Raw genomic sequence first — 24547 nt, 5'->3', positions numbered from 1 at the left:
AATTGGACCCGGGGTCCGTAATGCTGATCACTCAGCGGAGCCGGCGACCGTTAAAGGGGCCAATGACGTGCGCAGATCCGCCGCCTTCGGAACGCCGGAGATACGGAAGCGTTCCAATCCTCGAGAATCCAATCCGAAAGTGGTGGGCAGCGAGAGCACGTTCAGCTCGCGCGCCAGCTCCGGATACGCGTCGATGTCGACCTCGAGATCCAGTGGCGGCAGCTCGGCCGACTCCAGCTCGCCGACCACCGACGCGACCACCCGGCGCACCGCCGCGCACGGACCGCACCAGTCGGCCGAGAAGTGCAGCACGGTGGGCTGTCCCGGGATCACGCCGGCCGCGGCCAGCCGCGCGGCCCGATTCGATTCGGGCTCAGGCGGATTCGCCTCGGCGACGGCGCGCACGCGACCCTCGTTGCGGCGCACCAGGATTCCCACGCCGGTCGCCAGGACCAGCATGACCACCAGGATCTCGATCGCGATCATTGTTTCTGCAACCTGTCCAGGTCGACGATCGCATTGCGGCCGGCGCCCTCCACCACGATCTGCCCGCCGCTGGCCTGGACCCGGGTCGGGACGATGCCGAACGGCATGTTCTTGGTGTCGAGGGTACGGGTGAAGCGGGCCAGCACCGCGGGCCGGTCCTGCTCGGGGATGACGATCCGGTCCTGGTCGGGCAACACCGAATCGGTGTCGGCCTGCAGATCCCGGCCCGAGATGGCGGTGGCGGTGATCCGCACCTCGTCGCCCACCAGCCGCAGATCGGCCAGCACGTGCACCTTCTTCTTCGTCACCTTCTCGCCGCCGTCGCCGCGCGGGTCGGTGACCGCCACGGTGTCGGCGTCCGGGCCGACCGGCACGGTGCCCTCCAGGATGATGGTGCCCCCATTGGTCGCGGGGACACTGCCGGAACCACCGGAGCCGTCGGACTTGTCGGTGGGCGGGCCGAAGACCTGCAGGTCCGGAATCTTGAACAGCCGGCCCAGCTCGGTCGGCTCGATGCGCATGCGGGCCTGCACCTCGTCCACCGGGACCTGGCCCACATTGCCGTCGATGAGATTGCGCATCGACAGGTGCACGCCGGTCAGATTGGCCTCGACCGTGATCCGGCCGGGAATGTCCGGGCGCATGGCGCGGGCGCGGACATCGATGTTTCCGTACTGCCCGTCCAGCGCCTGGGCGACGAACGGGTGCCGCAGCGACTCGTGGATGGTGATCTCCGGATCGGCGCTCAGGTCCGAACCGGTCCGCAGGAGTCGCGAGACCCGGTACTCGGAATACGCCGCTACCCCGAAATCGAGTAGGACGGCCAGCCCTGCCAGGCAGAGCAGTCCGATGAGCAGCCTCCGGAAACGCATAGCTGCACCCTAGTAGGGAGGTGTGTCGTTACCACCCGCCGACGTCCGACTCGGGCCGGTCGCGGCCCGGTGAATGACAGGTGAATCGGAACCGGACCGGACCGAACGGTTGCGACGGCTGGCCGGAATACGAGGGTGTCGGCCGAGACACGCTAATGTAGGCAGCGATTACCTGTGATGACCTGCATGAGGTAGTGGCGGACAGTGCGGTAGCCACACACATGCCAGATGGGATGGAGGGCCCCCATGGAGCTGCTCCTGCTGACCTCCGACCCCAACCCCGAGTCGGTGTTGCCGTCGCTGGCGTTGCTGCCGCACCACGTGCGACCCGCGCCGACCGAGGTGGCATCGCTGCTCGAGGCGGGTTCCGCCGATGTGGCGCTGGTCGATGCCCGCACCGATCTGGCCGCCGCGCGCGGACTGTGCCGTTTGCTGGGCAGCACCGGATCGTCGGTGCCGGTGGTGGCCGTGCTGACCGAGGGCGGTCTGGTCGCGGTGAACGCGGACTGGGGGCTCGACGACATCCTGCTGCCCGGCACCGGGCCCGCCGAACTCGACGCCCGGCTGCGCCTGCTGGTGGCCCGCAACGGCGGGGTCGCCAGCCCGGAGAACACCGGCAAGATCACCCTCGGCGAGCTGGTGATCGACGAGGGCACCTACACCGCCCGGCTGCGCGGCCGCCCGCTCGACCTGACCTACAAGGAGTTCGAACTCCTCAAATACCTGGCGCAGCACGCCGGCCGGGTGTTCACCCGTGCCCAGCTGCTGCAGGAGGTCTGGGGCTACGACTTCTTCGGCGGCACCCGCACCGTGGACGTGCACGTGCGACGCCTGCGCGCCAAGCTGGGCAGTGAATACGAGTCGCTGATCGGTACGGTCCGCAATGTCGGCTACAAGGCGGTGCGCCCGGCGCGCACGGCGGGCAAGGGCGACGCGGTCACCTTCCCGGACTCCGACGGCACCGACGACTCCGAATTGACCACGGCGAACGGCGCTCTCTGATGGCCTCCTGGACCGACCGCCTGCCCGCCGAGACCGCCGCGCAGGTGCGGGGGGTCCTGGAGCGCGCCACCGCCGCGGACGGTGTGGCGCCGGTATCCGAACAAGCGGTGCTCTCGCTCGGAAATGATTCGCCCGCACGACATCTGGTGGACATCCGCGATGGCGCGGTCGCCGGATACGCGAATCTGGTTCCGGCCCATGACGAGCATCCGGCCATGGCGGAGGTCGCCGTGGATCCGGCGGCCCGCGGGAACGGGATCGGCGCAGGTCTGGTGGCCGCCGCACTGGCCGCGGGCGGGCCGGGAGCGCGGGTCTGGGCGCACGGTGACCTGCCGCCGGCGCGGGCGGTGGCGGCCCGGTTGGGCTTGTCCGTTTCGCGTGAATTGTGGCAAATGCGAAGAGAATTGGCTAATTCGGAGCTACCGGAATTGACGGTGTCCGACGGACTCGAACTGCGCACCTACACAGGGCCTTCCGACGATGCCGAACTGCTGCGTGTGAACAGCGCGGCCTTCTCCTGGCATCCCGAACAGGGCGGCTGGACCGAGCGCGATATCGACGCCCGCCGCGCCGAATCCTGGTTCGATCCCAAGGGCCTGTTCATCGCCGTGGATCCGGTGCGGCCGGAGCGCGTCCTCGGATTCCACTGGACCAAGGTGCATTCCGACGAGACTCCACCGATCGGTGAGGTCTACGTGGTCGGCATCGACCCCGATGCGCAGGGACGCGGCCTCGGCCGGCTGCTGACCCTGGCGGGTCTGCACTATCTGCGGGACCGCGGTCTCGGCGCGGTGCTGCTCTACACCGAGGGCGACAACACCGCGGCCGTCCACACCTACACCCGGCTCGGTTTCACCCGATTCCACATCGACGTCGCCTACTCGAGCGGGTCCTGAAATCCCTTCGGCAACAGTGCGGTTAATGTCACATCCGGTGTGCCGCAATCAGGGTGGGTTGTTCATCTCTCGTTCACCTGTGCTGGTCCAACTGTCAACCAGGCGCCCTTACGTTGCAAGTGGGCCGCAGACCGCTGCCCGGTGCGCTAGTTCGCAGCGAACAGCCGCCAATCGCGCCCGTCCGACCGTTGAGGGGTTGGACGTGCAATCGTGATTCCCGGAGGAATAGGTGAATCTCAAGCGCAGCAGCGCCCTGCTCGGTGTGTTGGCCGCGGCCGGTGCCCTGACTCTGTCCGCCTGTGGCAGTGACAACAACAGCACCACCAACGGCGCCGCCAAGATCGACGTCGCGTGTGGCGGCAAGTCGTCGCTGAAGGCCAGCGGCTCGACCGCCCAGAAGAACGCGATGGACCGCTTCGTTGCCGCCTACCAGGCGAACTGCAGCGGCGCCAAGCTGGACTACACCGGCTCGGGCTCCGGCGCCGGCGTGAACGAATTCATCGGCAACCAGACCGATTTCGCCGGTTCGGACTCGCCGCTGTCCGCCGACAAGGGCGAGACCGACAAGGCCGCCGCCCGCTGCGGCAGCCCGGCCTGGAACCTGCCGGCCGTCTTCGGCCCGATCGCCGTCGCCTACAACATCCCCGGCATGGACGACCTGGTTCTGGACCCGCCTACCCTCGCCAAGATCTTCTCCGGTGACATCACCACCTGGAACGACCCGCAGATCAAGGCCCTGAACACCAACAAGGCCGACAAGCTGCCGTCGGACAAGATCGGCGTGATCTTCCGCTCCGACGAGTCGGGCACCACCGACAACTTCCAGAAGTACCTGACCGCCGCCGGTGGCTACACCAAGGGCGCGGGCAAGGCCTTCAACGGTGGCGTCGGTGAGGGCGCCAAGGGTTCGGACGGCACCTCGGGCGCGGTCGCGAACACCAAGTTCACCATCACCTACACCGAGTGGTCCTTCGCCAAGGCGCAGAAGCTGTCCACCGTGCGCATGCTGACCACCGCCACCTCCAACGACCCGAAGCCGGTCGAGCTGACCGCCGAGTCCGCGGGCAAGGCCGTCGACGCCGCCAAGGTCGCCGGTCAGGGCAACGACCTGGTGCTGGACAACAGCTCGATCTACAAGCCCACCACCGCGGGCGCGTACCCGATCATGCTGGCCACCTACGAGATCGTCTGCTCGAAGTACAGCGACGCCGACACCGCCAAGGCCGTCAAGGCGTTCCTGACCTCGGCGGTCGGCAACGGCCAGACCGGTCTCGCCGACGCCGGCTACGTGCCGCTGCCGGACGCGTTCAAGACCAAGCTGACGACCGCGATCAACGCCATTCAGTGATCGCCTGATCGAAAAACCACGATGACCGTGCACGACGAAGCTGCATCCTCGGTTCTGTCCGTTTCGACCGACCCGAGGGATGACCGTGCCCAACTGCCGGGGGATACTGCGCTGATGCCGACCGAACCCAGCACCAAACCGGCCGCGGGGCGCGGCGCACCCACGAAGTTCGGCGCGGAGTTCGCCTTCCGCTCGGCGGCCACGGCCGCCGGCGGGATCATCGTCGCCGCCATCGCCCTGATCGCACTGTTCCTGCTGATCCGGGCGTGGCCTTCGATCATGGCGAACAAGGCGAACTTCTTCACCACCACCGAGTTCAACGTCAAGGACGAGAACAACCTGCGCTTCGGCATCAAGGACCTGTTCATGGTCACGGTGCTGAGCTCGGTGTTCGCGCTGGCGATCGCCGTGCCGATCGGTGTGGGCATCGCGCTGTTCCTGACGCAGTATTCGCCGAAGGCGCTCGCACGGCCGTTCTCGATCATCGTGGATCTGCTGGCGGCCGTGCCGTCGATCGTGTTCGGTCTCTGGGGTCTCCTGGTCGTGGCCCCCAAGCTGGGGCCCTTCCAGGACTTCCTGAACAAGAATCTGAACTGGTTGTTCCTGTTCTCCGACGGCAATGTCAGCATCGCCGGTGGCGGCACCATCTTCACCGCCGGTGTGGTGCTGGCGGTGATGATCCTGCCGATCATCACCTCCGTCAGCCGTGAGGTCTTCGGCCTCACCCCGCGCTCGCAGATCGAGGCGGCGCAGGCGCTCGGCGCCACCAAGTGGGAAGTGGTGCGCCTGACCGTGCTGCCGTTCGGCCGCTCGGGCGTGATCGCCGGTTCCATGCTCGGCCTGGGTCGCGCGCTCGGTGAGACCATCGCGGTCCTGATCGTGCTGCGCACCTCGGCCAAGGCCGGCCACTGGTCGCTGTTCGACGGCGGCTACACCTTCGCCTCCAAGATCGCCTCGGCCGCTTCGGAATTCAGCTCGAAGCTGCCGACCGGCGCCTACATCGCCGCCGGTTTCGTGTTGTTCGCTCTGACGTTCGTCGTCAACGCACTGGCTCGGCTGGCGGCCGGCGGGAAGGTCAACGGATGACCACCACACTCGACAAGCCGATCAAGGCGCCGACCTTCCGGCATGTCAGCGTCGCCCGCCGGCTCAAGAACAACGTCGCCACCGGCCTGGTCTGGCTGTGCTTCGGCCTGGCCCTGGTGCCGCTGCTCTGGGTGCTGTACGTGGTGATCCAGAAGGGCGCGAAGGCGGTCGCCAATATCGACTGGTGGACCAAGTCGCAGAACGGCGTGCTGCCCGATCAGCACGCCGGCGGTGTCTACCACGCCATCTACGGCACCATCGTGCAGTCGGGCATCGCCGCGATCATCGCGGTGCCGCTCGGCATCATGGCCGCCGTCTTCCTGGTCGAGTACGGCCGGGGCTGGCTGGCCAAGACCACCACCTTCATGGTGGACATCCTGGCCGGTGTGCCCTCGATCGTGGCCGCGCTGTTCATCTTCGCGCTGTGGATCGCCACCTTCGGCAACCCGCAGAGCGCCTTCGCGGTGTCGCTGGCCCTGGTGCTGCTCATGCTGCCGGTGGTGGTGCGCAGCACCGAGGAGATGCTCAAGCTGGTTCCGGACGAATTGCGGGAAGCCTCTTACGCTCTCGGCATTCCGAAGTGGAAAACCATTGTGCGGATCGTGATTCCGACCGCCGCGCCGGGCATGATCTCGGGCATGCTGCTGGCCGTCGCCCGCGTCATGGGTGAGACCGCGCCGGTGCTGGTGCTGGTGGGTTACTCGAAGGCCATCAACTTCGATGTCTTCAACGGCAATATGGCCTCGCTTCCGCTGCTGATGTACCAGGAGCTGTCGAATCCGGAGCCCGCCGGCCGCGAGCGCATCTGGGGTGCGGCGCTGACCCTGATCCTGATCATCGCGCTGCTGTACCTCGCCGCCGCGGCGGTCAACAAGCTGCTGACGCGGAACCGATAGAAGGAAAGACTGATGGCCAAGCGAATTGACGTCAAAGACCTCAATATCTACTACGGCAAGTTCCATGCGGTCGCCAATGTCGGGCTGACGGTGCTGCCGCGCAGCGTGACCGCGTTCATCGGTCCGTCCGGTTGTGGCAAGTCGACCGTGCTGCGCGCGCTCAACCGCATGCACGAGGTGACCCCGGAGGCCCGCGTCGAGGGCGCGGTGCTGCTCGACGGCGAGGACATCTACGGCGCCCAGGTCGATCCGGTCGGCGTCCGCCGCACTATCGGCATGGTGTTCCAGCGGCCGAACCCGTTCCCCACCATGTCGATTCGCGACAATGTGGTGGCGGGCCTGAAGTTGCAGGGCATTCGCAACAAGTCCCAGCTGGACGAGGTGGCCGAGCAGTCGCTGCGCGGCGCCAACCTCTGGAACGAGGTCAAGGACCGCCTGGACAAGCCGGGCGGCGGCCTGTCCGGTGGTCAGCAGCAGCGTCTGTGCATCGCCCGCGCCATCGCGGTGTCGCCGGACGTGCTGCTCATGGACGAGCCGTGTTCGGCGCTGGACCCCATCTCCACGCTCGCGATCGAGGATCTGATCACCGAGCTGAAGAAGGAGTTCACCATCGTCATCGTCACCCACAACATGCAGCAGGCCGCGCGTGTGAGTGACCAGACCGCGTTCTTCAATCTGGAGGCGCAGGGCAAGCCGGGCAAGCTCATCGAGATCGACGAGACGGAGAAGATCTTCTCCAACCCGTCGCAGAAGCAGACCGAGGACTACATCTCGGGTCGCTTCGGCTAAAACAGACCTTCCGGCGTTCACGGCCCCTGCCATCTGGCAGGGGCCGTTCCGTTTGTGCAGGTGGGGATGTGTAAGCGGCCGCTGTGTGGCGTCGGTCATATGGCCCGTGGGTGATTGTGTGCAACCGTCCGTAACAGTTAGTCTGACCCCGTTGGTAAACCGATCGGTTTAGTAAGGAGGTGTCGGATGACCGTCTCAACGGCGAGCCCGGGATCCGGACAGGCCGCGGCGGAACTGCCGCAGCGGGCCAAAGTGGCGGCCCTGATCGCCATCTGTCTCGCGGAATTGCTGGTGGTCCTGGACAACACGCTGGTCAATGTGGCCCTGCCGTCCATGGCCGTACAGCTGCAGGCCGACATGAGCGGCCTGCAATGGATCGTGGACGCGTTCACCCTGGCCTTCTCCGGCCTGCTGCTCGCCATGGGACACCTCGGCGACCGGTTCGGGCGACGGCTGTTCATGATCATCGGACTGAGTGGCGTCGCGGTCATGTCCGCCGCCGGCGCGCTCTCCTCCGGCCTCGGACAGGTCATCGCGGCGCGCGCCGGCATGGGCGTGTTCGCGGCCGTGGTCTTCCCGGCCACGCTGGCGCTCATCACCAATATCTTCACCGCGGCCCGCGAACGCGCCGCCGCCATCGCGCTGTGGACGGCCATGGCCGGCATCGCCGTCGCCATCGGCCCGACCGTCGGCGGCTGGCTGCTCGAGTACTTCTCCTGGCACTCGGTGTTCTGGATCAATGTCCCCGTGGCGCTGGTGGGTATCGGGGCGGTGCTGGCCACCGTGCCGGAATCCCGTGCCGACCAGGTGGATCGGCTCGACCGCATCGGCATCCTGCTGTCCCTGGCCGGGGTGACCGCGCTGGTGTGGTCCATCATCGAGGCCCCCAAGCACGGCTGGTTCGCGACCGAAAGCCTTGCGGGCTACCTGCTTTCGATCGCCCTGCTGGCCGCGTTCGTGGGCTGGGAGCTGCGGGTGCCCGCACCGGTGCTGAACATGCGGCTGTTCCGTAATCGACGCTTCGCGCTGCCGTCGCTGGCCATCACGGTGTCCTACTTCTCGGCGTTCGGCTTTCTGTTCCTGATCACCCAGTACTTCCAGGGCGTGAAGGAGCTCTCGCCGCTCGAATTCGGCATCCACTCGCTGCCTTTCGCGGTGGCGGTGGGCTTCGGCGCACCCATCGCGACCATGCTGGCGCAGCGGGTGGGCACCACGGCCATGCTGGTGTCCGGGCTACTGATCCTGGCGGTGGCCATGTACATCGCGGGCCGGACCACCGTCGAAACCCCTTATCTGGGACCGGTTGTGGTGTCCATGATCCTGATGGGCCTGGGCTTCGCGGTGGTGCAGGGGCCGGCGACCGAATCCATCATGGGCGCGGTGCCGGTCGAAGAGGCGGGGGCGGGCTCGGCGGTCAACGACACCACGCGTGAGGTGGGCGGCGCGCTCGGGGTGGCCCTGCTGGGCTCGATCATGACCTCGGTCTACGCCGGGAAGATCGGCGGCCGGATCGACGCGATTCCCGCGCAGATCATGAACGCGCAGCAGAAGGAACTGGCGGGCAATACGCCCATCAGCATCATCGGGATCGTGAAGGCGCCGGTGAATCCGCTGCTGGCGCAGGCGAAGGCGGAGCTGATCCACGCCATGAAGGTCGCGGCCATGCAGGGCGCCGAGGCCGCGTCCTATGTCGCGGTCGGCACCCTGGTGGTGTGCGCAGTCATCGTGGCCGCGACGCTCCCGTGGCGCCCCGAACGGGGCCGATCGATCCTGATGGGCTGGCGCGAGTCCGGCGAGGACTGACCCGCACCGAATCGAGGGAGTTCCGGGGTGCGCCCCGGAACTCCCTCGCTCGTCGTCCTAGATGCTTTCCTTCTCGGAATCCGGGTCGGGCGGCAGCACGCCGGTGACCAGGAACACCACGCGACGCCCGATCTCGACGGCGTGGTCGGCGAAGCGCTCGTAGTAGCGGCCCAGCAGCGCCACGTCCACGGCCGCCGCCACGCCGAACTGCCAGTCGCGGTCCATGATCAGCGTGAACAGGTGCTTGCGCAGGTCGTCCATCGCCTCGTCGTCGTCGGTGAGCTTGGCGGCCCGCTCGGGATCGCGGGACTCCAGCACCTCCTTGGCGGTGGCGCCCATCTTGACCGCGACCCGGCCCATCTCGGCGAAGTAGCTGTTGACGGCCTCCGGCACGGCGTGCGCCGGGAAGCGCCGCCGGGTCATCTTGGCCACGTGCAGCGCCAGCACGCCCATCCGGTTCACATCGGCGACGATCTGAATCGCACTGACCACCTGCCGCAGATCACCGGCGACGGGGGCCTGTAGGGCCAGCAGCGCGAAGGCCTTCTCCTCGGCCAGCTGGATCATCTCGGCGATGCGGTCGTATTCGGTGATCACCTGCTCCGCGAGCTCGAGATCGGCGGTGAGCAGGGACTGGGTGGCCCGCTCCATCGCCGATCCGGCGAGCCCGGCCATGCCGCCGAGCAGATCGGCGAGCTCGGCCATTTGTTCGTTGTAGATGACACGCATGACTCAAGACATTAGTGCGGACCGCTGACCAAGTCACCAACTGTGGGTTAACCGTCGGTGCCGGCGGTCCAGCGCCGATGCCGCAGTTCCGGCCAGTGGGACGCGCGGTCACTTACACAGGTCGTCGGCGGCGTTGACGTGCTCGAGATCGGACGGAAGTGTGACCGGAGCCGCACTGGGTCCGCCGGAATCGCTCGGCGTGTCGGGCAGCGGCTGCCCGAAGGCGGTGGGCGCCTTCACGGTACCGGTGAAATCGGAACCGGCGACCACTTCGACAATGCTGCCCAGCCCGCTCGCCGGTTCCAGGATGGCGCCCGGAATGGCGCTGGCCACCGTCCCGGCCTCGGCCTCGTGGCCGCTGGAGTAGCGGACCTTGGTCCTGGGCGAGGTGCCGTCGGCGTAGTTGCCGGTGCTGTAGATCTGGAAGCCCTGCGCGGCCAGCTTGGTCGCCGTGGTGCTCGCGATGCCCGCCTGGCCGGAGCCGTTGGACACCTGCACCGAGAAGGTGCTCGGATCCACCGCAGCCAGCTTGGGCTTGGCCACGGGCGCGGCACTGGCGCTGGGCGGCGGGTCGGTCTTCTTCTCGCCGGGTAGCGGCTGGTCGTCGATGACGGCGCGGAAGATGGCCTTGATATCCGATTCGCGCGGGATCTCGTTGCCGTAGGAGGTGGTGCCCGCGGTGGGGACGGTCAGGAAGGTGATGGCCCCGGCCTGCATCTTCTGCATCGAACGGCCCAGTGTCAGCAGGTCTTTGGTGGTGACGTTGTCCATGAAGGAGTGCTTGGCGAAGGCATCGATGAAGCCGTTGAGCTTGCCCGGATCGAAGAGCACCTTGCTCGACAGCGCACTGCGCAGCAGCGACGACAGGAACCGCTGCTGCCGGTTGATGCGGTCGTAGTCGCTGCGCTCCTCGCCGTACACGTGCCGGGCGCGCACGTAGTCCAGTGCGGTGGAGCCGTTCACGACCTGCTTGCCCGGCGTGGTGAGCACGGTGCCCAGGATCTCGTCGACCAGCGGCTTGGTGGTGCACACCTCGACGCCGCCGACCACGTTGACCATGGATTCGAAGCCGGAGAAGTCGATGCCGACGAAGTGGTTGATCTTCAGGCCGGACAGTTTGGTGATCACCTTGGTCAGGCACTTGGGCCCGCCGAGGGCGTAGGTGGCATTGAGCTTGTCGCCGTCGGCTGCGGGGAACTTCTCGCTGCTGTAGGCGGCCTTGTCGTTGTCCCAGCCCTCGCAGACCGGGCGGGAGACGTCCAGGTCGCGGGGGAACGAGACGGCGACCACGCGAGACCGGTTGGCCGGGATGTTGACCAGCATGACGGTGTCGGAGCGCGCGCCCTCGGCGTCGTCCACGCTGCCAGCGCCGAGGCTACCGTTGGCGCCCGCGCGGGTGTCGGTGCCGACGATGAGGAAGTTCTCGTCACCGGTCTGGCCGTCGGCGTCGACGACGTCGGGTGAGTTGTCGTCGAGTGCGGAAACCTGCTGGAAATTGTTGTCCTTGGCGCGCAGGTAGCTCCAGCCGGTGCCGGTCACGATGAGCGCGATGACGGCGACGAGGGCGAGCGTGGTGCGGCCGGCCAGCTGCAGCCGCCGGCTGCGGCGGCGGCGCGTGCTCGAAACCCATTTGGCCGGTGCGGGTCCCACGGCCGCCGGGAGCGCCGTGGTCGGATAGTCGGCGGGCGACTTGATCTTTCGCGCGAGCAGCGCCCGGGTGCGGGCGGCCGCGCCGGTGGCGGCCGGCGGCGGCGCGGTATCGGTGACCGGGGGTAGTTCCACGGTGACCGGATCCGCGGTCGGGTCGGCCGGGCGCGCGCCGCGATTGCCGGGAGCGTTCGCGACCCGGCGCAGGTGGCTGGTGTCGCGCACAGTGCGCTGGGACCCGGTGTTCGCCGCGGGCTGCGCGCCGGTCGAGGCCGCCGGCTGTGATCCGGTGGCGGGCACGGGAGCCGGTGGGGCTGCCGGTTGCGGCGGCACGGGTGCCGAGCCGTTCGGCCCGGGGGTTTCGCGGCTCGCCTCGGCCGCGGGTTCGTTCGGAGTCTCCGGTTCGGCCCGGCGCCGGCGGCGGGTCTGGCGTTCGCTGTCCACGCGCTCGACCAGGTCCTGGACCGAAATGGGTGCGGCGGCAGCGGGTTCGGCGTCGTCGGTGTGCCGGGAGCGGCGGCCGGTGCGCGCCGGATCGTCCCCGTCCGCGGGGTAGCGCTCCCAGGGGGCGCGACCTCCGGGTCGTGGCGTACGCCCGTACCGATCGTCACCCACCAACGAACCTCACTTTGCTTCTGATGCCGAGGGCCATGATAACGATTTCGCCACGACGGACCACTCGAACGTATGTCCATCGCAGGTGGGGACGGTTTTTCCGCTTTGTCGGGTATGTCGCACACCCGGGTGGACACGCTTCGCAAAGTGTGCCAGGGCGTCGCCACAACGCCCGGGAGCTGCGCCGGGCGGTGATCGGATCGAACTCGAAACTGGGAGCGATCAGCCGCCGCTGTCGATGACTCAGCCGCCGCTGTGCATGACGTCGGCCGCGGTGGGCACGGTCGCGTCCTCGGGATCGTCGAGCCAGCCGTCGGGGAGGGCCACCTTGGTCTGCGGGGAACCCTGGCGTCCTCGCGGGCCGAGCGCGTCGGCCGGGAACGGCACGTCCGGCTCCAGCTGCCCGACCAGATCCGCGATCTGCGCCAGGCTGGTCACGGTGGCGAACTGCCGGCGCAGCGCCGACCCCACCGGGAAGCCCATCAGGTACCAGGCCATGTGCTTGCGGATGTCGCGCATGGCCTTGTCCTCGCCGTCGTGCTCGACGAGCAGCGCGGCGTGCCGGTAGAGGATCTCGCCGACCTTGCCGAGGGTCGGGCCCTCCGGAATCGGCTCGCCGCGCAGGGCGGCGCTCAGCTCCGCGAACAGCCAGGGCCGGCCCAGGCAGCCGCGGCCCACGACTACGCCGTCGCAGCCGGTCTCGGCCATCATGCGCAGGGCGTCGTCGGCGGTGAAGATATCGCCGTTGCCCAGCACCGGGATGCTGGTCACGGTCTCCTTGAGCCGGGCGATGGCGGACCAGTCCGCCTGCCCGGAGTACAGCTGCGCGGCCGTGCGGGCATGCAGCGAAACCGCCGCGGCGCCTTCGGCTTCGGCGATCCGGCCGGTGTCGAGGTAGGTGTGGTGCTCGTCGTCGATGCCGACGCGGAACTTGAAGGTGACCGGCACATCGCCTGCGGCCGCGACCATTTCGCGCACGATCTCGCGGAACAGCCGCCGCTTGTAGGGCAGCGCCGACCCGCCGCCGAGGCGGGTGACCTTGCGCACCGGGCAGCCCAGGTTCATGTCGATGTGGTCGGCCCAGCCTTCGCCGACGACGATGCGCACCGCCTCGCCCAGGGTCTTGGGGTCGACACCGTAGAGCTGCATGGACCGCGGCGACTCGTCCGGCCCGAAGGCCATCATGTTCAGCGTCTTCTCATTGCGCTCCACGATGGCGCGGGCGGTGATCATCTCGCACACGTACAGCGAAGTGGCGCTGCCGAATTCACGGCACAGGGTGCGGAAGGCGACATTGGTGATGCCCGCCATCGGGGCCAGCACGACCGGCGGATCGAGCGGGTAGGGCCCGATCCGCAGCTCGGTCTTGGGGGCTTCGAGCGAGGCAGTCACATCGTCCAGTCTCTCATCCGCGTGCTCGCGGCCAGAGCCGCGTACCGCCCGCAGTGCCCCCGGTCACACGGGTCACCACATGCGCAGGCCGCGGCGGCGCACCACGGCGACCGCGAGCACCGTGCCGGCCAGCCACACCGCGACCCCAACCCCGAGGTGGATCGCACTGCGCAGATCGCCCGGCATCGAGCGGCCCAGGTGGTAGCCGAGGATGGCGCGCTGCTCGCCGTCGATCGGCGCGACGAAGTAGTAGAGCCCGTACGGCAGGACCAGGTGGGTCAGCCAGGGCAGCGTGCTGCGCCAGTCCCGGCGCGCGGCCCAGCGCTGCCCGAGCGCGCGGGGCGGCACCGCGAGCAGCGCCGACACGCTATTGCCCACCCCGAGCCAGGCCAGAATCGGCAGCGCCACATCGGCGACCGAAACCCCGGCCCGCTGCATCGGATGCGCGCTGGTCTTGGCGGTGAGCACCGCCGTCGCCAGCAGCGTCGGCAGTCCCACGATGGTCAGCAGCGCGAAGTTCTTGACCACCAGGATGCGTTGCACCGGCACCCCGGCGGCCAGGCTCAGCCGGGTCCGGTCGGCGTCCACGCCGAGCACATTCGTGGTGGTGACGTCGGCGAGCACGAAGGTCGCGAAGTAGACGCCGACCAGTACCACCCAGCCGTGCTTGTGCAGGGTGAGGGGCGAGATCAGCAGAAAGAGCCCGGACAGCACGACATTCGCGCCGACGCCCTCGAGCCACAGCGCGGGCGGGGTGAACGACCAGCGCACCTCGCCCGCGACCTGCCGCCACAGCCGCTGTCCGGGCTCGATCGGGCTGGGGGCGGGATGCCGGCGCTCGGTGTGGAACTGGGCGAGCGCGCGTTCCCGCACGGTCAGCAGGGTGCCGCGCATCGGTTCAGTCCAACGAGTCGACAAAGTCGCCTATCCGGGCGGCCACGGCGCCGGGCAGCCGTCGTGGCAGATGGTGGCCACCCCCACTGATCAGATCGATTCGGGCACAGGGCAACTGCTCGCACAGTGCGTGGGAGGTGGAGATCGGCACGACCCTATCGGCGGGGTCGGCGAGGATCAAGGCCGGCACGCGGATGTCGGCGAGCCCCGCCGTCCACCGGTCCAGCGTGTCGAACATTTCCCGCTGTTCGGTCAGGAAACTGCGCCACACCGGACCGTGCCGGTGGTGCACGCCGGCGAGCAGCGCGAGCGCGGTCCCGGCGGCGGTCCCGGCCGGGCTGTGGTCGAGGCCCTTGCGCGCCAGCCACGGCAGCACCGACCACGCGGTCAGTGCCAGTGCGGTGCCGGCGTACGGCGCGGCGAGCAGTTCGTCCCAGGCGGTCAGGCAGCCGGGCCCCACGCTGGAGACCAGTACCAGTCCGCGCACCCGGTGCGGCGCGAGCGTCGCGGCCGCCAGCGCGACCGCTCCGCCGTACGAATGTCCGGCCAGGACGGCACTGTCGATGCCCTCGTGGTCGAGCCGGTCGAGCAGCCAGCGGGCATTGTCCTCGATGGATCCCGCCGGTTCCGGATTGTCACCATATCCGGGGCGGTCCAGGGCCAGCGCGGTGAGCGATCCGGGCAGCCGGGCGGTCACCGCGTCCCAGTCGGACCGATCGCCCGGTTGCCCGTGCAGCAGCACCACATTCGCCGTGCGGACCCGGGTGTCGAGGCTCATGCAGTCATGATCGGGCCCGCGGGCCCGGATCGGCTGCGGAATCCCGGTGAGCTTGCTGTGAGTCGCGCGCAGGGCACGAAACGGCCCCTCCGGATCGAAATCCGGAGGGGCCGTGGCTTATTCGCAGCCCCCAGTCGCTAGCTGCCGGTGGCGGCCAGCTCCTTCTCGCGCTTGGCGGCCTCACGGGCCAGCATGCGGTCGCGCTGCTCCTCGAACTTCACGACGTCCTTGCCCAGCTTCTCGAGGAAGGTGCCCAGACGCTCCCGGATCTCCTCGCCGCGCGCGGTGAAGTCGTCGCGCTCGAAGATCCGCCACTTCTTGAGCACCGGGTTCACCACCTCTTCGAGGTGCTGGCGCAGGTCGTAGATGCCGTGCTTGGCCATCAGCACGCCGTTGCGGCGGAAGTTGGGCATACCGGCGCCGGGCATCTGGAAGTTCTCCAGGATGAGGGTGATGGCCTCGAGGGTCTGGTCGGGCGACAGGTCGAGGGCAGCACCGCACATGTTGCGGTAGAAGATCATGTGCAGGTTCTCGTCGGCGGCGATGCGCTGCAGCATGCGGTCGGCGATCGGGTCGTCGCAGACGCGGCCGGTGTTGCGGTGCGAGACACGCGTGGCCAGCTCCTGGAAGGTCACGTACGCGACCGAGTAGAGGAAGCCGGCATTGTTCGACAGCTGCTCGAGTTCCTCGGTGGGCGAGGCGAACCCATTGGTCATGTGGATCATGCGGGCCTGCTCGAGGGCGACCGGGTCGACGCCGCGGGTCACGACCAGGTAGTCGCGCATGACGATGCCGTGCCGGTTCTCCTCGGCGGTCCAACGACCGACCCAGGTGCCCCAGGCCCCGTCCTGCGAGAAGTTCTCGGCGATCTCACGGTGGTAGGACGGCAGATTGTCCTCGGTGAGCAGGTTGGTGATCATGGCCGCCTTGGCGACCTCGCTCAGTTTCGACTGCTCCGGATCCCAGTCGACACCACCCATGGCGGCGAAGTTTCGACCTTCGTCCCACGGCACGTAGTCGTGCGGGTGCCATTCCTTGGCCAGGGAGAGGTGGCGATTGACGTTCTCCTCGGCAACCGGCTCCAACTCCGTCAGCAGCTCGAGTTGAGTCAGATCCTTTGCCATACGTGTGCCCTTCGTGTCGTGCGTAGTGCTGTCGTACCCTCGCCGGCCTGCCGCCGCGCCCATACCTTACGTGACCGTAGGGTGATGTGAAACTCACATGTGCGCCATTGCGGCGTAGGTGAGAGATGTCATATGACAAGCGGCCCGCAGCGACGGGTGTATCGCCGTGGGCCGTGGTTCGTTAGCCGCGCATCCGGTCGAGATGCCCGATTACTTCTTACCCAGTAACCCGCCCAGCACGTTGCCGAGCACACTGCCCGCGTTCTGGCCGACCGCCTTGCCGAGTATGTCGCCCAGACCGCCGCCACTGTTTCCACCGGTGGCGCCGCCGAGCAGACTGCCCAGCAGATCGCCGATCCCGCCGCCGGACTGGCCGGCCGCGCCGTCGCCCCCGCCCAGGGCCTTCTTGCCGAGGTAGGCCAGCACGATCGGCGCGAGCATGGGGAGCAGCTTGCTCATCAGGTCCTGGCTGATGTTGTTGCCGCCGACATTACCGAGAGCGCTGATCACCGTGTTCTTCTCGGCGCCGAAGGTCTGATCGACGATCTGGCTGCCGTTGGAGATGTCCACCTGACTCATGTCGACACCGCCGTCGAGCAGGCCGTGCGGCTGGCCGGCGACTTCGTTCTCCAGATTCAGTCCGACCTCGGGGTTGCCGGCCTGTGCCTGGAAGCCGCCGAGTAGCACGGGGACGGCCGCATCGATCGCCGTCTTCGCGGTCGCCTCGTCGACGCCGAGCCGTTCGGCGATCTGGGCGACCGGGACATTGGAGAGCAGGTCATCGAAGGAAGTCATGAACTCCGCCTGTGGTGATGGTTCCCGGGAAAAGCTCTGCTCCGGCCACGGTAGGTGAAGTCCGGACGGATTGCTACAGATTCGCGGATGTGGCGAGGGGCCCGGAGGTATCGTTCCGGGCCCCTCGTATGGGAGTGCCCCCACCAGGGCTCGAACCTGGGACCTGCGGATTAAAAGTCCGTAGCTCTACCAACTGAGCTATAGGGGCGTGCGGGACGTCAGTTTAATGGGCCGACCCCATAAGTGTTAAACGAGTATCCGATTGCGCTCTGGCAGACGGTATTTGCGCAGGTCACGAAGCGCGGTCGGGGTCCGGGCCGGTGCGGCGCGGGCGCGCGGCGGGGAAGCGCGGGGATCGGTAGCGTTCGGGTGGGGAATGACGCGATGTGCCGTTGGGGTGACGGGCCGTGCCGATCGGCGGGGCTCGGGGAGCCGCAGCGGTCGGTTGGGGGGACGATGTGGCCCTGTGAGGGTGCGGACCGGTCGGTGCGGCACCGCGAGAAGGTGGACCCGGGGGTGGGCTGGGGTCGGCGCGGAGTGTGGGCGGGGTGGGGTGGCGGTGTGGTTTCGCCGTGTCCATTGCCCGATGGGTTCCGGACGGCCCGGTAAGCGGGCGCTGATTGCCGGTACCGAGGGGTCCGGCAATCGCCTTGCCACTCAGTTTGTTTCGTTGCGCTCGAGTGTGAATATCATCCAATGGTGATGTGTGGCAAGCTATTTGGAGCTGGGGGGGAAACCGGTCGGAGTCGGCGCGGGCGTGGGGGCGGCGGCTCGGCGGCGATGCGGTGTCGGTGTGGACAGCGCGCGCGGCGGCGATCGGCCGGCCGAACATCGGTGGGATATGGGCGAATTCGTCGATTCGAACCAATCGTCCTTACGATTGCTGTGGAATTGCGGCATTCGATAGGGGGTGTGCTGGCTAACTGACTCTCCGGTACACCTCACGCTGGGTGCGCTTTCCGGGTACGGTGACCGACTGGTGAATTCCCGAGAAACCGGGATTGCCCCGGCGGCACGGGATTCGGCTTATCGTTGATGTGCCCGAACGTGTCGCGACCGGTCTGGCCGATCGCGGCTCCAATACGATGAAGCTGCGGGGAGGCGGACCAGGACGACGTGAGCGCCCGGGTGCGCACCCCCTGTGGTGTACCCGGGCGGGAAAAACTATACCTGTTGGTGTGTTTCAAGTTTTTCGCGCTTTTTCGTACCAAAAGTTTGGTAATTCCGGGCGAAGCCCGTTTTGAAGTATTTGAAAGACACATAACTTTGCGTCGAGGCCGCGCGGCGGTCGGCGACGGTTAGCTAGCTTCGGAGGCGTTTCGAGCATGGCACGGCAGCAAGAGCGGGCCCGCCGGACACGCGCGGCGATCATCAGGTCCGCCGCCGTTGAGTTCGGGAAGAGCGGCTATGCCGCTGCTTCGCTCAACCGCATATTGGAAGGTTCCCGGGCGACCAAGGGGGCCATGTACTTTCACTTCGACTCCAAGGAGGACCTGGCTCGTGCGGTGCTGGAGGCGGCGGTCGACCGCTATCGGGCATCGACCGAAAGGTGGCTCGCCAGAACCGATCTCGGTCCGCTGGATGTGCTGCACGGCATGATCGACGAGATCGCGCTGCGGCTGGAGAACGACATCATCATCCAGGCGGAGTTCCGGCTCATCATCGAGCCGGAGTTCTACCGCGACATCCAGGCCGGCGGCGGCCGCATCCTCGGGCGCGCGATCCGGCAGCTCGCGGTGAAGGCGACCGAGCACAAACAACTGCGCCCGGATTCGGATCCGGACCGGTTCACCCGCACCTTGGCGGCGGCGCTGGCGGGCCAGCGCTATATCTCCGATGTGCTGGCGGGGCCGGTGGATCTGCGGGCCCGGTTCGCCGAGGCGCTCGAGGTGATCGTGGAAGCCACCGCGACACCGGAGTGGACCGAGGAGTTCCGCCGCACCGGCTGGCGGGTGTCCGCCCGGCTCGAAGATCTCAACTTGGGACTCTGACCAGCTGATTTGGGAATCACGCGGAGCCTGTCATAAGCTATCTCCGCTCCCAACGGAAGCCGTTGAGCAAACGGTCCGGAGAAATCCGGCGGGCCCCCTTCGTCTAGCGGCCTAGGACGCCGCCCTTTCAAGGCGGTAGCGCGGGTTCGAATCCCGTAGGGGGTACAACGATGGCAACATCGTTGTAGGAGCAAGAGCAAGGCCCTGTGGCGCAGTTGGTTAGCGCGCCGCCCTGTCACGGCGGAGGTCGCGGGTTCGAGTCCCGTCAGGGTCGCAAGACTCCTTGCATGGCAAGAAGTGGTACAGCGTGGCATTCGAATCGGGTGCCTACGGCCAGGTAGCTCAGTTGGTACGAGCGTCCGCCTGAAAAGCGGAAGGTCGCCGGTTCGATCCCGGCCTTGGCCACCGGATCTGGAAGACCCCGTCCTTCGGACGGGGTCTTTCTGCGTTCCCGGGTTCTCCGCGTGTTTTTCGACCTGTGGGTCTGATCTTGGTGGAATGCTGGACCGCATGGCTGAGGACAACCAGTGGTATTACTGCATCTCCCATCAGAAGGCGGAGCAGGGGAAGACCTGCTGGGTCGGCGATCGGATCGGGCCCTATCCGGATAAGGCGACAGCGGAGCGGGCGTTGGATATTGTGCGGGAACGAAATCGGCGCGCGGACCAAGAGGACGACTGACGCCGGAGTGACGGGGGTGACGCGCTGTTCGGTGCGCTCACGAGGCACTCAGGTTGACCAGGTACGGTTTCGTAGCCAGAAAACGACCAAGCGGGAGGGTAAACCTTGAAGGTCACCGTGGTGGTGCCGACCTACAACGAGCGGGAGAACCTGCCGGTGGCGGTGGAGCGGCTGACCGCGCTACCGGTGGCCGACCTGCATGTGCTGGTGGTGGACGACAATTCGCCCGACGGTACGGGTGAGGTGGCCGACAAGCTGGCCGCCGACCTGCCGAGCGTGGTGGGCGTGCTGCACCGCACCGAGAAGGACGGTCTGGGCCGGGCGTACATCGCCGGCATCACCAGGGCGCTGGACGAGGGCGCCGACGTGGTCATTCAGATGGACGCCGACCTGTCGCACCCGGCCGAGGTCATCCCGGCCATGCTGGACAAGCTGGAGTCCACCGATGCCGGCGTGGTGCTCGGATCCCGTTATGTTCCCGGGGGTTCCACCGCGGCGGAGTGGAAGTGGTATCGCAAGGCGCTGTCGGCCTGGGCCAACTTCTACGTGAATATGATTCTGCGCCTGGGCGTGAAGGACGCGACCGCCGGTTTCAAGGCGTGGAAGGCGGACACGCTGCGCGCCATCGATGTGGCCTCGATCAAGTCCAACGGCTATTCGTTCCAGGTCGAGATGAACTACCGGACGGTCAAGAAAGGCATTTCGATCGCCGAGGTGCCGATCCGTTTCGAGGAGCGCACCAAGGGCGCGTCCAAGATGAGCCTGAAGGTGCAGCTGGAGTCCGCGGCCATGCCGTGGAAACTGCTGTTCGGTCGCGCTGTCTGACTAACTGCCGGGGCGGCTTTCGGGCCAGTGGAGCAGCGTGTCCACGAACAGTTGCCGGACCTGCTCCACCTCGGCGTCCATATCGGCCGGATCCCAGCCGCTGACATCGATCGGCGGTAGGACGGCCACGTCCACGACGCCTTTGCGCACCACGGCCGAATTGCGCCACGTTATTTCGCCGGCATTCCGGATCACCACCGGAATCACCGGCACGCCCGCCTGCCGGGCAATGTGGAACGCGCCCTTCTTGAACGGCCCTATGCGCGGGGTCAGGGATCGGGTGCCCTCGGGCGCGATCACGACCGACAGTCCGCCGCGCAGGGTGTCGACGACGGGTTCCAGCGCGGCCTTGGCGGCCGCGGTGTCGGCGCGGTCGATGAAGGTCACCTCGACGAAGCGCATGAGGGGACCGAAGATCGGGTTCTTGGTGATCTCCCGCTTCGCGATGCCGGTGAATCCGGTGCCCAGCACCTCGGCCAGCACCACGATGTCGAACTGGCTCTGGTGGTTGAAGATGAACACGGCCGGGCGTGGGGCGCGGGCGTTCCCGGCGCCCACCACACGGACCTTCACTCCGGTGCCGCGCAGGGTGGTGTCCGCGGCGTAGGTCATCATCGAATCCGCCATCTGGCGGCGCTGTTTCGTGTGCGCCTTGGCGGCCACGCCGAACAGGGCCCCGCCCAGCAGACCGGTGAATCCGGCCAGGGTACGGGCGTAGTCGGTGGCCCCGGGCGCTTGCCGGGGCCGGAAATGCAGCACCGGCCAATCCTTTTCGGCCGCCTCCAGCACGACGCGCGGATCCGGGTTCACCGCCACCGGGTGCCCGGCGGTCTGCAGTAGCGGCAGGTCGGCGGCGCTGTCGGCGTAGGCCCAGCTCTGGGTGAGGTCGATGTCGTGGGTGATGGCGAAGCGGCGCACGGCGTCGGCTTTGCCGTTGCGCCACAGCGGCTTTCCCTCCACGTGCCCGGTGAGCACGCCGTCCTGGACGGCCATGGCGGTGCACAGGACGTGCGGGACGCCGAGTTCCTCGGCCACCGGCCGCACCTGGTAGCAGGTGACCGAGCTGATCAGCACCAGCGTGTGCCCGGCCGCCTCGTGTTCGCGCACCAGCCGCCAGGCCTCCGGATAGATGTGCCCGTACACGCTGCGCGCGAACGCCTGTCGCCCGAGTTGGGCCAGCTCGTCCTCGGCTGTCCCGGCCCAGCTGTGCATCACCGATTGCAGGAAGCGCTCGTACTCGCCCTCGCTGCGCGCCCCGCGAATGCTGCCGAGCAGGGTGGCGGTGAGCGCGCCCTGGGTGCTGCTGCGCCGCAGCAGTCGCCGGGGCAGCGGCGGCGGGTTGAATCCGTGCACGACGGTGCCGCCGAAGTCGAAAATCGCTGCGACGCGCGGTCCTTGCGGTCCGGTGCGCACGGCTTCGAGGGCCGCGCCGAGATCCTGTGCGCCGACCGGGCGCTGGGTGACGCCGACGCCGGGCCGGAGCGGCAGTGCGGGCCGGCCCGCGCCGATCCCCCGGACCCGGTGTGTCATAGCGCTTCCAGGCGGTTGGAGGGGTCGAGGGTGGCGGCCCGGGAGATGCGCTGGCCGATGGCGCGCAGTTCGGCGGCGAAGCTGCTGCGGCGGGCGGCCAGATCGGCGGGATCGTCGGAGGGGGTGAGCAGGCCGTGGTTGTCGGCGAGTTTGATCGCGCTGCCGAACAATTCGGAGGACACCGATTCGGGGCTGTGCAGCCGCTGTTGCAGCAGCATCTGTTTGCCGACCTGCAGGCATTCGTCGATGAGGGCCTTCTTGTCGACCTCGGCGACCGGGTCGCGGGCGGCCAGCCGTTCGGCCACCACCAGTTGCGCGTCGAAGAAGGAGCGCAGCACCCGGTGCGCCATCATGAACCCGGATTCGGCCAGCCGGGCCAGGATGTCGGAGCCGACGGTGCCCGCGGCGGTGCGCTGATGCCAGTCGTGGTCCATCAGCAGCATTTCCGCGGTGAGCTGGCTGGTGAATTCGGCCCGCTCCGGGAAGAAGAATTCGAACTTGAGCAGGTCGCGCAGCCGGAAGGCGGCCTCCCAGCCGACCCGGAGCTGATCGCCCTCGGGCGCCTCGACGGCGGTGAGGATGGACAGTTCGAGGATGGCGCGGTTGACGAACCAGTGCACGGCGCTGTTGCGATAGAACGCGGCCTCCAGGTGTGCCCCGGCATTGATGGCGTACACCGGTTCCAGCCCGCCGCGGTACACGGTGACCACAGTGGCGACGGTCAGCTGTTCGAGCACCACGGCCAGCCCGTGATCGTCGCGCAGCGCGTCGAGTTCGCCGCTGGGCAGGTTCCGGCGCTGGATGTAGCCGAGCACGGGCGCGATGGCGGCGCGCAGTTCGCCGCGGGTGAGGGCGCGCTCGTGCACGCCCAGCAGCACCAGGGTGGTGAGGGCGTTGACGGTGATCGGGGTGACGTCGTTGATGCCGACGGCGACCTCGAAGGCCAGCCGCTGCACGGCCAGGTGCTCGAGTTCGAGGCTCCGCTCGGGAGGCGGATTCGGGTGGACCGTCAGCGGATCGCCGTTCACGGCCAGCCGGTCGCGGGCCGAGAGCGGGGTTCCGAAGCGCACGTACACGCGCCCGGCCGAGTGCTGCTGGTTGCGCACGTAGCGGGCCAGCCAGGTCAGGCCCTCGGGTTGTTTACGGCCGCCGGTCTGTTCGAGGGCGATGGCCCCGATCTCGTTGAGCCGCTCGTAGGTGATGGATACCGGCACCAGCATGACGTCGTCGATGCGTTTCGAACGCAGCGCGGCCGCAAGGTAATTCAGCAGTCCGTAGCGGGGCGGCCGGAGTTTGCCGGTGCGGGTGCGCCCGCCCTCGAAGTACCACTCCAGGTTGAAGCGTTTGGTGAGCAGGTAGGCGAAGTACTCCTCGACGACCGCCTTGTACACCTCGTCGTCGCCGAAACTGCGGCGGATGAACACGGTTCCGGTGCGCCGCGCGATGGGCCCGATCGGCCAGAACTTGAGGTTGGCTCCGCCGACCACGTGGTTGGGCGGAAAGTCGTTGCGCGCCAGGATGTCCCCGAGCACGAAGGCGTCCACGTAGGACCGGTGCGAGGGCAGGAAGACCAGCGGGTAGCGCCGGTTGAGCGAGCGCAGCCGGTCCAGCCCGGACTCGTCGGCATCGACCTTCCAGGTGGAGGCGTGCACGGGCCGCATGGCCTGGGTGAACAGGTCCGACACCAGCCGGCTCTGTGCCGCGACGAGTTCGCGCAGGCCCTTCTCGGCCCGCCGGTACACCTCGCGCGCGGGCACACCGGTCTCCTCGGCGATGGCGTCGAGCCGCCGCAGGAATTCGGGCGAGTCCAGGATTTCCTCGACCACCAGCCGCGGCACCTTGTACCGGTCGCCGATGACGGCGCGTTCGGCGCGTTCCAGGGCGACGATGCCGGCGCGCACGATGGCCCGCCCGAAAGCGTCGGGCGCACCGGCGGATCCGGGATTGTTGGCGCGCAGCTCGCTGAGCCGGGCGGGTTGCCCGGTCAGCACCAGGTGCCGGTCGGGGGCCTTGCTGAGTAGCCGCCGCTGCATGAGCCGGTTGGGTTTGCGCGGGTTGGTGAGGGTGAGCAGATCGCTGAAGGTGGTGCGGCGCACGCCGTCTCGCTCGGGCGGCAGCCACAGCACCCGGACCGGCACCACCAGCGGATCGTCGCTGCGCCCGACCAGCCGGGCGGTGACGGCCGCGGGGTCGAGGTCGAGCTGGGTGACGGGGGCGGCGGTGCCGAACTCCTGGGTGATGCCGCCCTCGGCCAGCCAGTGTCCGACGAGGGCGCGCTCCACCGGGGAGGCGGCGTCGACCAGGGCGACCACGGACTGCGGAGCGGTGAGCGCGGCTTCGGGGAGCCGGCTGTCATGATCGAGCATTC

The 24547-nt window shown here is 68.0% G+C and carries 21 protein-coding genes and 4 tRNA genes; 13 read left to right on the top strand and 12 right to left on the bottom strand.

Annotation, left to right across the window (positions count from 1 at the left end):
- Positions 1-27 precede the first annotated feature (27 nt).
- Both ACFXHE_RS14010 and ACFXHE_RS14005 read right to left on the bottom strand, forming a co-directional pair.
- Positions 28-486, bottom strand: a complete 459-nt coding sequence (locus ACFXHE_RS14010) for a thioredoxin family protein (protein WP_379383005.1) — start codon at positions 484-486, stop codon at positions 28-30.
- Positions 483-1358: an LmeA family phospholipid-binding protein gene (locus ACFXHE_RS14005; protein WP_379383003.1), complete on the bottom strand. Its 876-nt coding sequence runs from the start codon at positions 1356-1358 to the stop codon at positions 483-485. The genes ACFXHE_RS14010 and ACFXHE_RS14005 overlap by 4 nt, the downstream gene beginning before the upstream one ends.
- A gap of 246 nt (positions 1359-1604) precedes the next feature.
- Here ACFXHE_RS14005 and ACFXHE_RS14000 point away from each other — a divergent pair, with 246 nt between their 5' ends.
- The 7 genes from ACFXHE_RS14000 to ACFXHE_RS13970 all read left to right on the top strand — a co-directional run bounded on the left by ACFXHE_RS14000 (position 1605) and on the right by ACFXHE_RS13970 (position 9178).
- Entirely contained in the window at positions 1605-2360 is a 756-nt protein-coding gene (locus ACFXHE_RS14000) for a response regulator transcription factor (RefSeq protein ID WP_040854884.1), read from the top strand.
- On the top strand, positions 2360-3256 hold the full coding sequence (mshD, locus tag ACFXHE_RS13995) for a mycothiol synthase (RefSeq protein WP_379383000.1): 897 nt from the start codon (positions 2360-2362) through the stop codon (positions 3254-3256). The genes ACFXHE_RS14000 and mshD overlap by 1 nt, the downstream gene beginning before the upstream one ends.
- A 229-nt stretch (positions 3257-3485) precedes the next feature.
- A complete protein-coding gene (gene pstS / locus ACFXHE_RS13990) occupies positions 3486-4604 on the top strand; it encodes a phosphate ABC transporter substrate-binding protein PstS (RefSeq protein ID WP_379382999.1) in 1119 nt (372 codons plus the stop codon).
- A 114-nt stretch (positions 4605-4718) separates the two neighbouring features.
- Entirely contained in the window at positions 4719-5690 is a 972-nt protein-coding gene (pstC, locus tag ACFXHE_RS13985; RefSeq protein WP_379382997.1) for a phosphate ABC transporter permease subunit PstC, read from the top strand.
- Entirely contained in the window at positions 5687-6586 is a 900-nt protein-coding gene (gene pstA, locus ACFXHE_RS13980) for a phosphate ABC transporter permease PstA (protein ID WP_354830962.1), read from the top strand. Before pstC ends, pstA begins: the two co-directional genes overlap by 4 nt.
- 12 nt (positions 6587-6598) lie before the next feature.
- Complete coding sequence (pstB, locus tag ACFXHE_RS13975) at positions 6599-7375, top strand: phosphate ABC transporter ATP-binding protein PstB (protein WP_040854892.1); 777 nt, start codon at positions 6599-6601, stop codon at positions 7373-7375.
- Positions 7376-7561: 186 nt separating this feature from the next.
- Positions 7562-9178: an MFS transporter gene (locus tag ACFXHE_RS13970; protein WP_379382994.1), complete on the top strand. Its 1617-nt coding sequence runs from the start codon at positions 7562-7564 to the stop codon at positions 9176-9178.
- A 57-nt stretch (positions 9179-9235) separates the two neighbouring features.
- Here the strand turns inward: ACFXHE_RS13970 and phoU are convergent, their stop codons facing one another.
- The 8 genes from phoU to ACFXHE_RS13930 all read right to left on the bottom strand — a co-directional run bounded on the left by phoU (position 9236) and on the right by ACFXHE_RS13930 (position 17360).
- Positions 9236-9907: a phosphate signaling complex protein PhoU gene (gene phoU, locus ACFXHE_RS13965; protein WP_354830957.1), complete on the bottom strand. Its 672-nt coding sequence runs from the start codon at positions 9905-9907 to the stop codon at positions 9236-9238.
- Positions 9908-10015: 108 nt separating this feature from the next.
- The gene (locus tag ACFXHE_RS13960) at positions 10016-12169 is read right to left on the bottom strand and encodes an LCP family protein (RefSeq protein ID WP_379382991.1); all 2154 of its coding nucleotides are present in this window, start codon (positions 12167-12169) and stop codon (positions 10016-10018) included.
- A 243-nt stretch (positions 12170-12412) separates the two neighbouring features.
- Positions 12413-13561, bottom strand: a complete 1149-nt coding sequence (gene dusB, locus ACFXHE_RS13955) for a tRNA dihydrouridine synthase DusB (RefSeq protein ID WP_379382989.1) — start codon at positions 13559-13561, stop codon at positions 12413-12415.
- Positions 13562-13633: 72 nt separating this feature from the next.
- Positions 13634-14455, bottom strand: coding sequence for a hypothetical protein (locus ACFXHE_RS13950; protein ID WP_379382987.1), 822 nt, complete (start codon positions 14453-14455; stop codon positions 13634-13636).
- A gap of 4 nt (positions 14456-14459) precedes the next feature.
- A complete protein-coding gene (locus ACFXHE_RS13945) occupies positions 14460-15233 on the bottom strand; it encodes an alpha/beta fold hydrolase (protein WP_379382986.1) in 774 nt (257 codons plus the stop codon).
- A gap of 137 nt (positions 15234-15370) precedes the next feature.
- A complete protein-coding gene (locus ACFXHE_RS13940; RefSeq protein ID WP_354830944.1) occupies positions 15371-16357 on the bottom strand; it encodes an acyl-ACP desaturase in 987 nt (328 codons plus the stop codon).
- Between the two features lie 210 nt (positions 16358-16567).
- Positions 16568-17152 carry a DUF937 domain-containing protein gene (locus ACFXHE_RS13935; protein ID WP_379382984.1) on the bottom strand — a complete coding sequence of 195 codons (585 nt, stop codon included), beginning with the start codon at positions 17150-17152 and terminating at the stop codon, positions 16568-16570.
- A 135-nt stretch (positions 17153-17287) separates the two neighbouring features.
- Positions 17288-17360: transfer RNA gene (locus ACFXHE_RS13930), tRNA-Lys, on the bottom strand.
- A 1117-nt stretch (positions 17361-18477) separates the two neighbouring features.
- Here ACFXHE_RS13930 and ACFXHE_RS13925 point away from each other — a divergent pair.
- The 6 genes from ACFXHE_RS13925 (at position 18478) to ACFXHE_RS13900 (ending at position 20649) form a co-directional block, all read left to right on the top strand.
- Entirely contained in the window at positions 18478-19143 is a 666-nt protein-coding gene (locus ACFXHE_RS13925; RefSeq protein WP_354830940.1) for a TetR/AcrR family transcriptional regulator, read from the top strand.
- Positions 19144-19235: 92 nt separating this feature from the next.
- Positions 19236-19308, top strand: a tRNA-Glu gene (locus ACFXHE_RS13920).
- A gap of 35 nt (positions 19309-19343) precedes the next feature.
- Positions 19344-19417 (top strand) — tRNA-Asp (locus ACFXHE_RS13915).
- Between the two features lie 57 nt (positions 19418-19474).
- A tRNA-Phe gene (locus tag ACFXHE_RS13910) sits at positions 19475-19548 on the top strand.
- Between the two features lie 105 nt (positions 19549-19653).
- The gene (locus ACFXHE_RS13905) at positions 19654-19824 is read left to right on the top strand and encodes a hypothetical protein (protein ID WP_354830937.1); all 171 of its coding nucleotides are present in this window, start codon (positions 19654-19656) and stop codon (positions 19822-19824) included.
- Positions 19825-19947: 123 nt separating this feature from the next.
- The gene (locus ACFXHE_RS13900) at positions 19948-20649 is read left to right on the top strand and encodes a polyprenol monophosphomannose synthase (RefSeq protein ID WP_379383436.1); all 702 of its coding nucleotides are present in this window, start codon (positions 19948-19950) and stop codon (positions 20647-20649) included.
- Here ACFXHE_RS13900 and ACFXHE_RS13895 read toward each other — a convergent pair whose 3' ends face one another.
- Both ACFXHE_RS13895 and ACFXHE_RS13890 read right to left on the bottom strand, forming a co-directional pair.
- The gene (locus ACFXHE_RS13895; RefSeq protein WP_379382982.1) at positions 20650-22179 is read right to left on the bottom strand and encodes an HAD-IB family hydrolase; all 1530 of its coding nucleotides are present in this window, start codon (positions 22177-22179) and stop codon (positions 20650-20652) included. It abuts the gene before it with no gap.
- Complete coding sequence (locus ACFXHE_RS13890) at positions 22176-24545, bottom strand: glycerol-3-phosphate 1-O-acyltransferase (RefSeq protein ID WP_379382980.1); 2370 nt, start codon at positions 24543-24545, stop codon at positions 22176-22178. The genes ACFXHE_RS13895 and ACFXHE_RS13890 overlap by 4 nt, the downstream gene beginning before the upstream one ends.
- Positions 24546-24547 lie beyond the last annotated feature (2 nt).

Origin of the sequence: Nocardia sp. NPDC059229, from assembly GCF_042754165.1 — a bacterium.
Lineage (GTDB): Bacteria > Actinomycetota > Actinomycetes > Mycobacteriales > Mycobacteriaceae > Nocardia.
The sequence above is the reverse complement of the archived record's forward strand: the minus strand, read 5'-3'. Positions and strand labels throughout refer to the sequence as shown.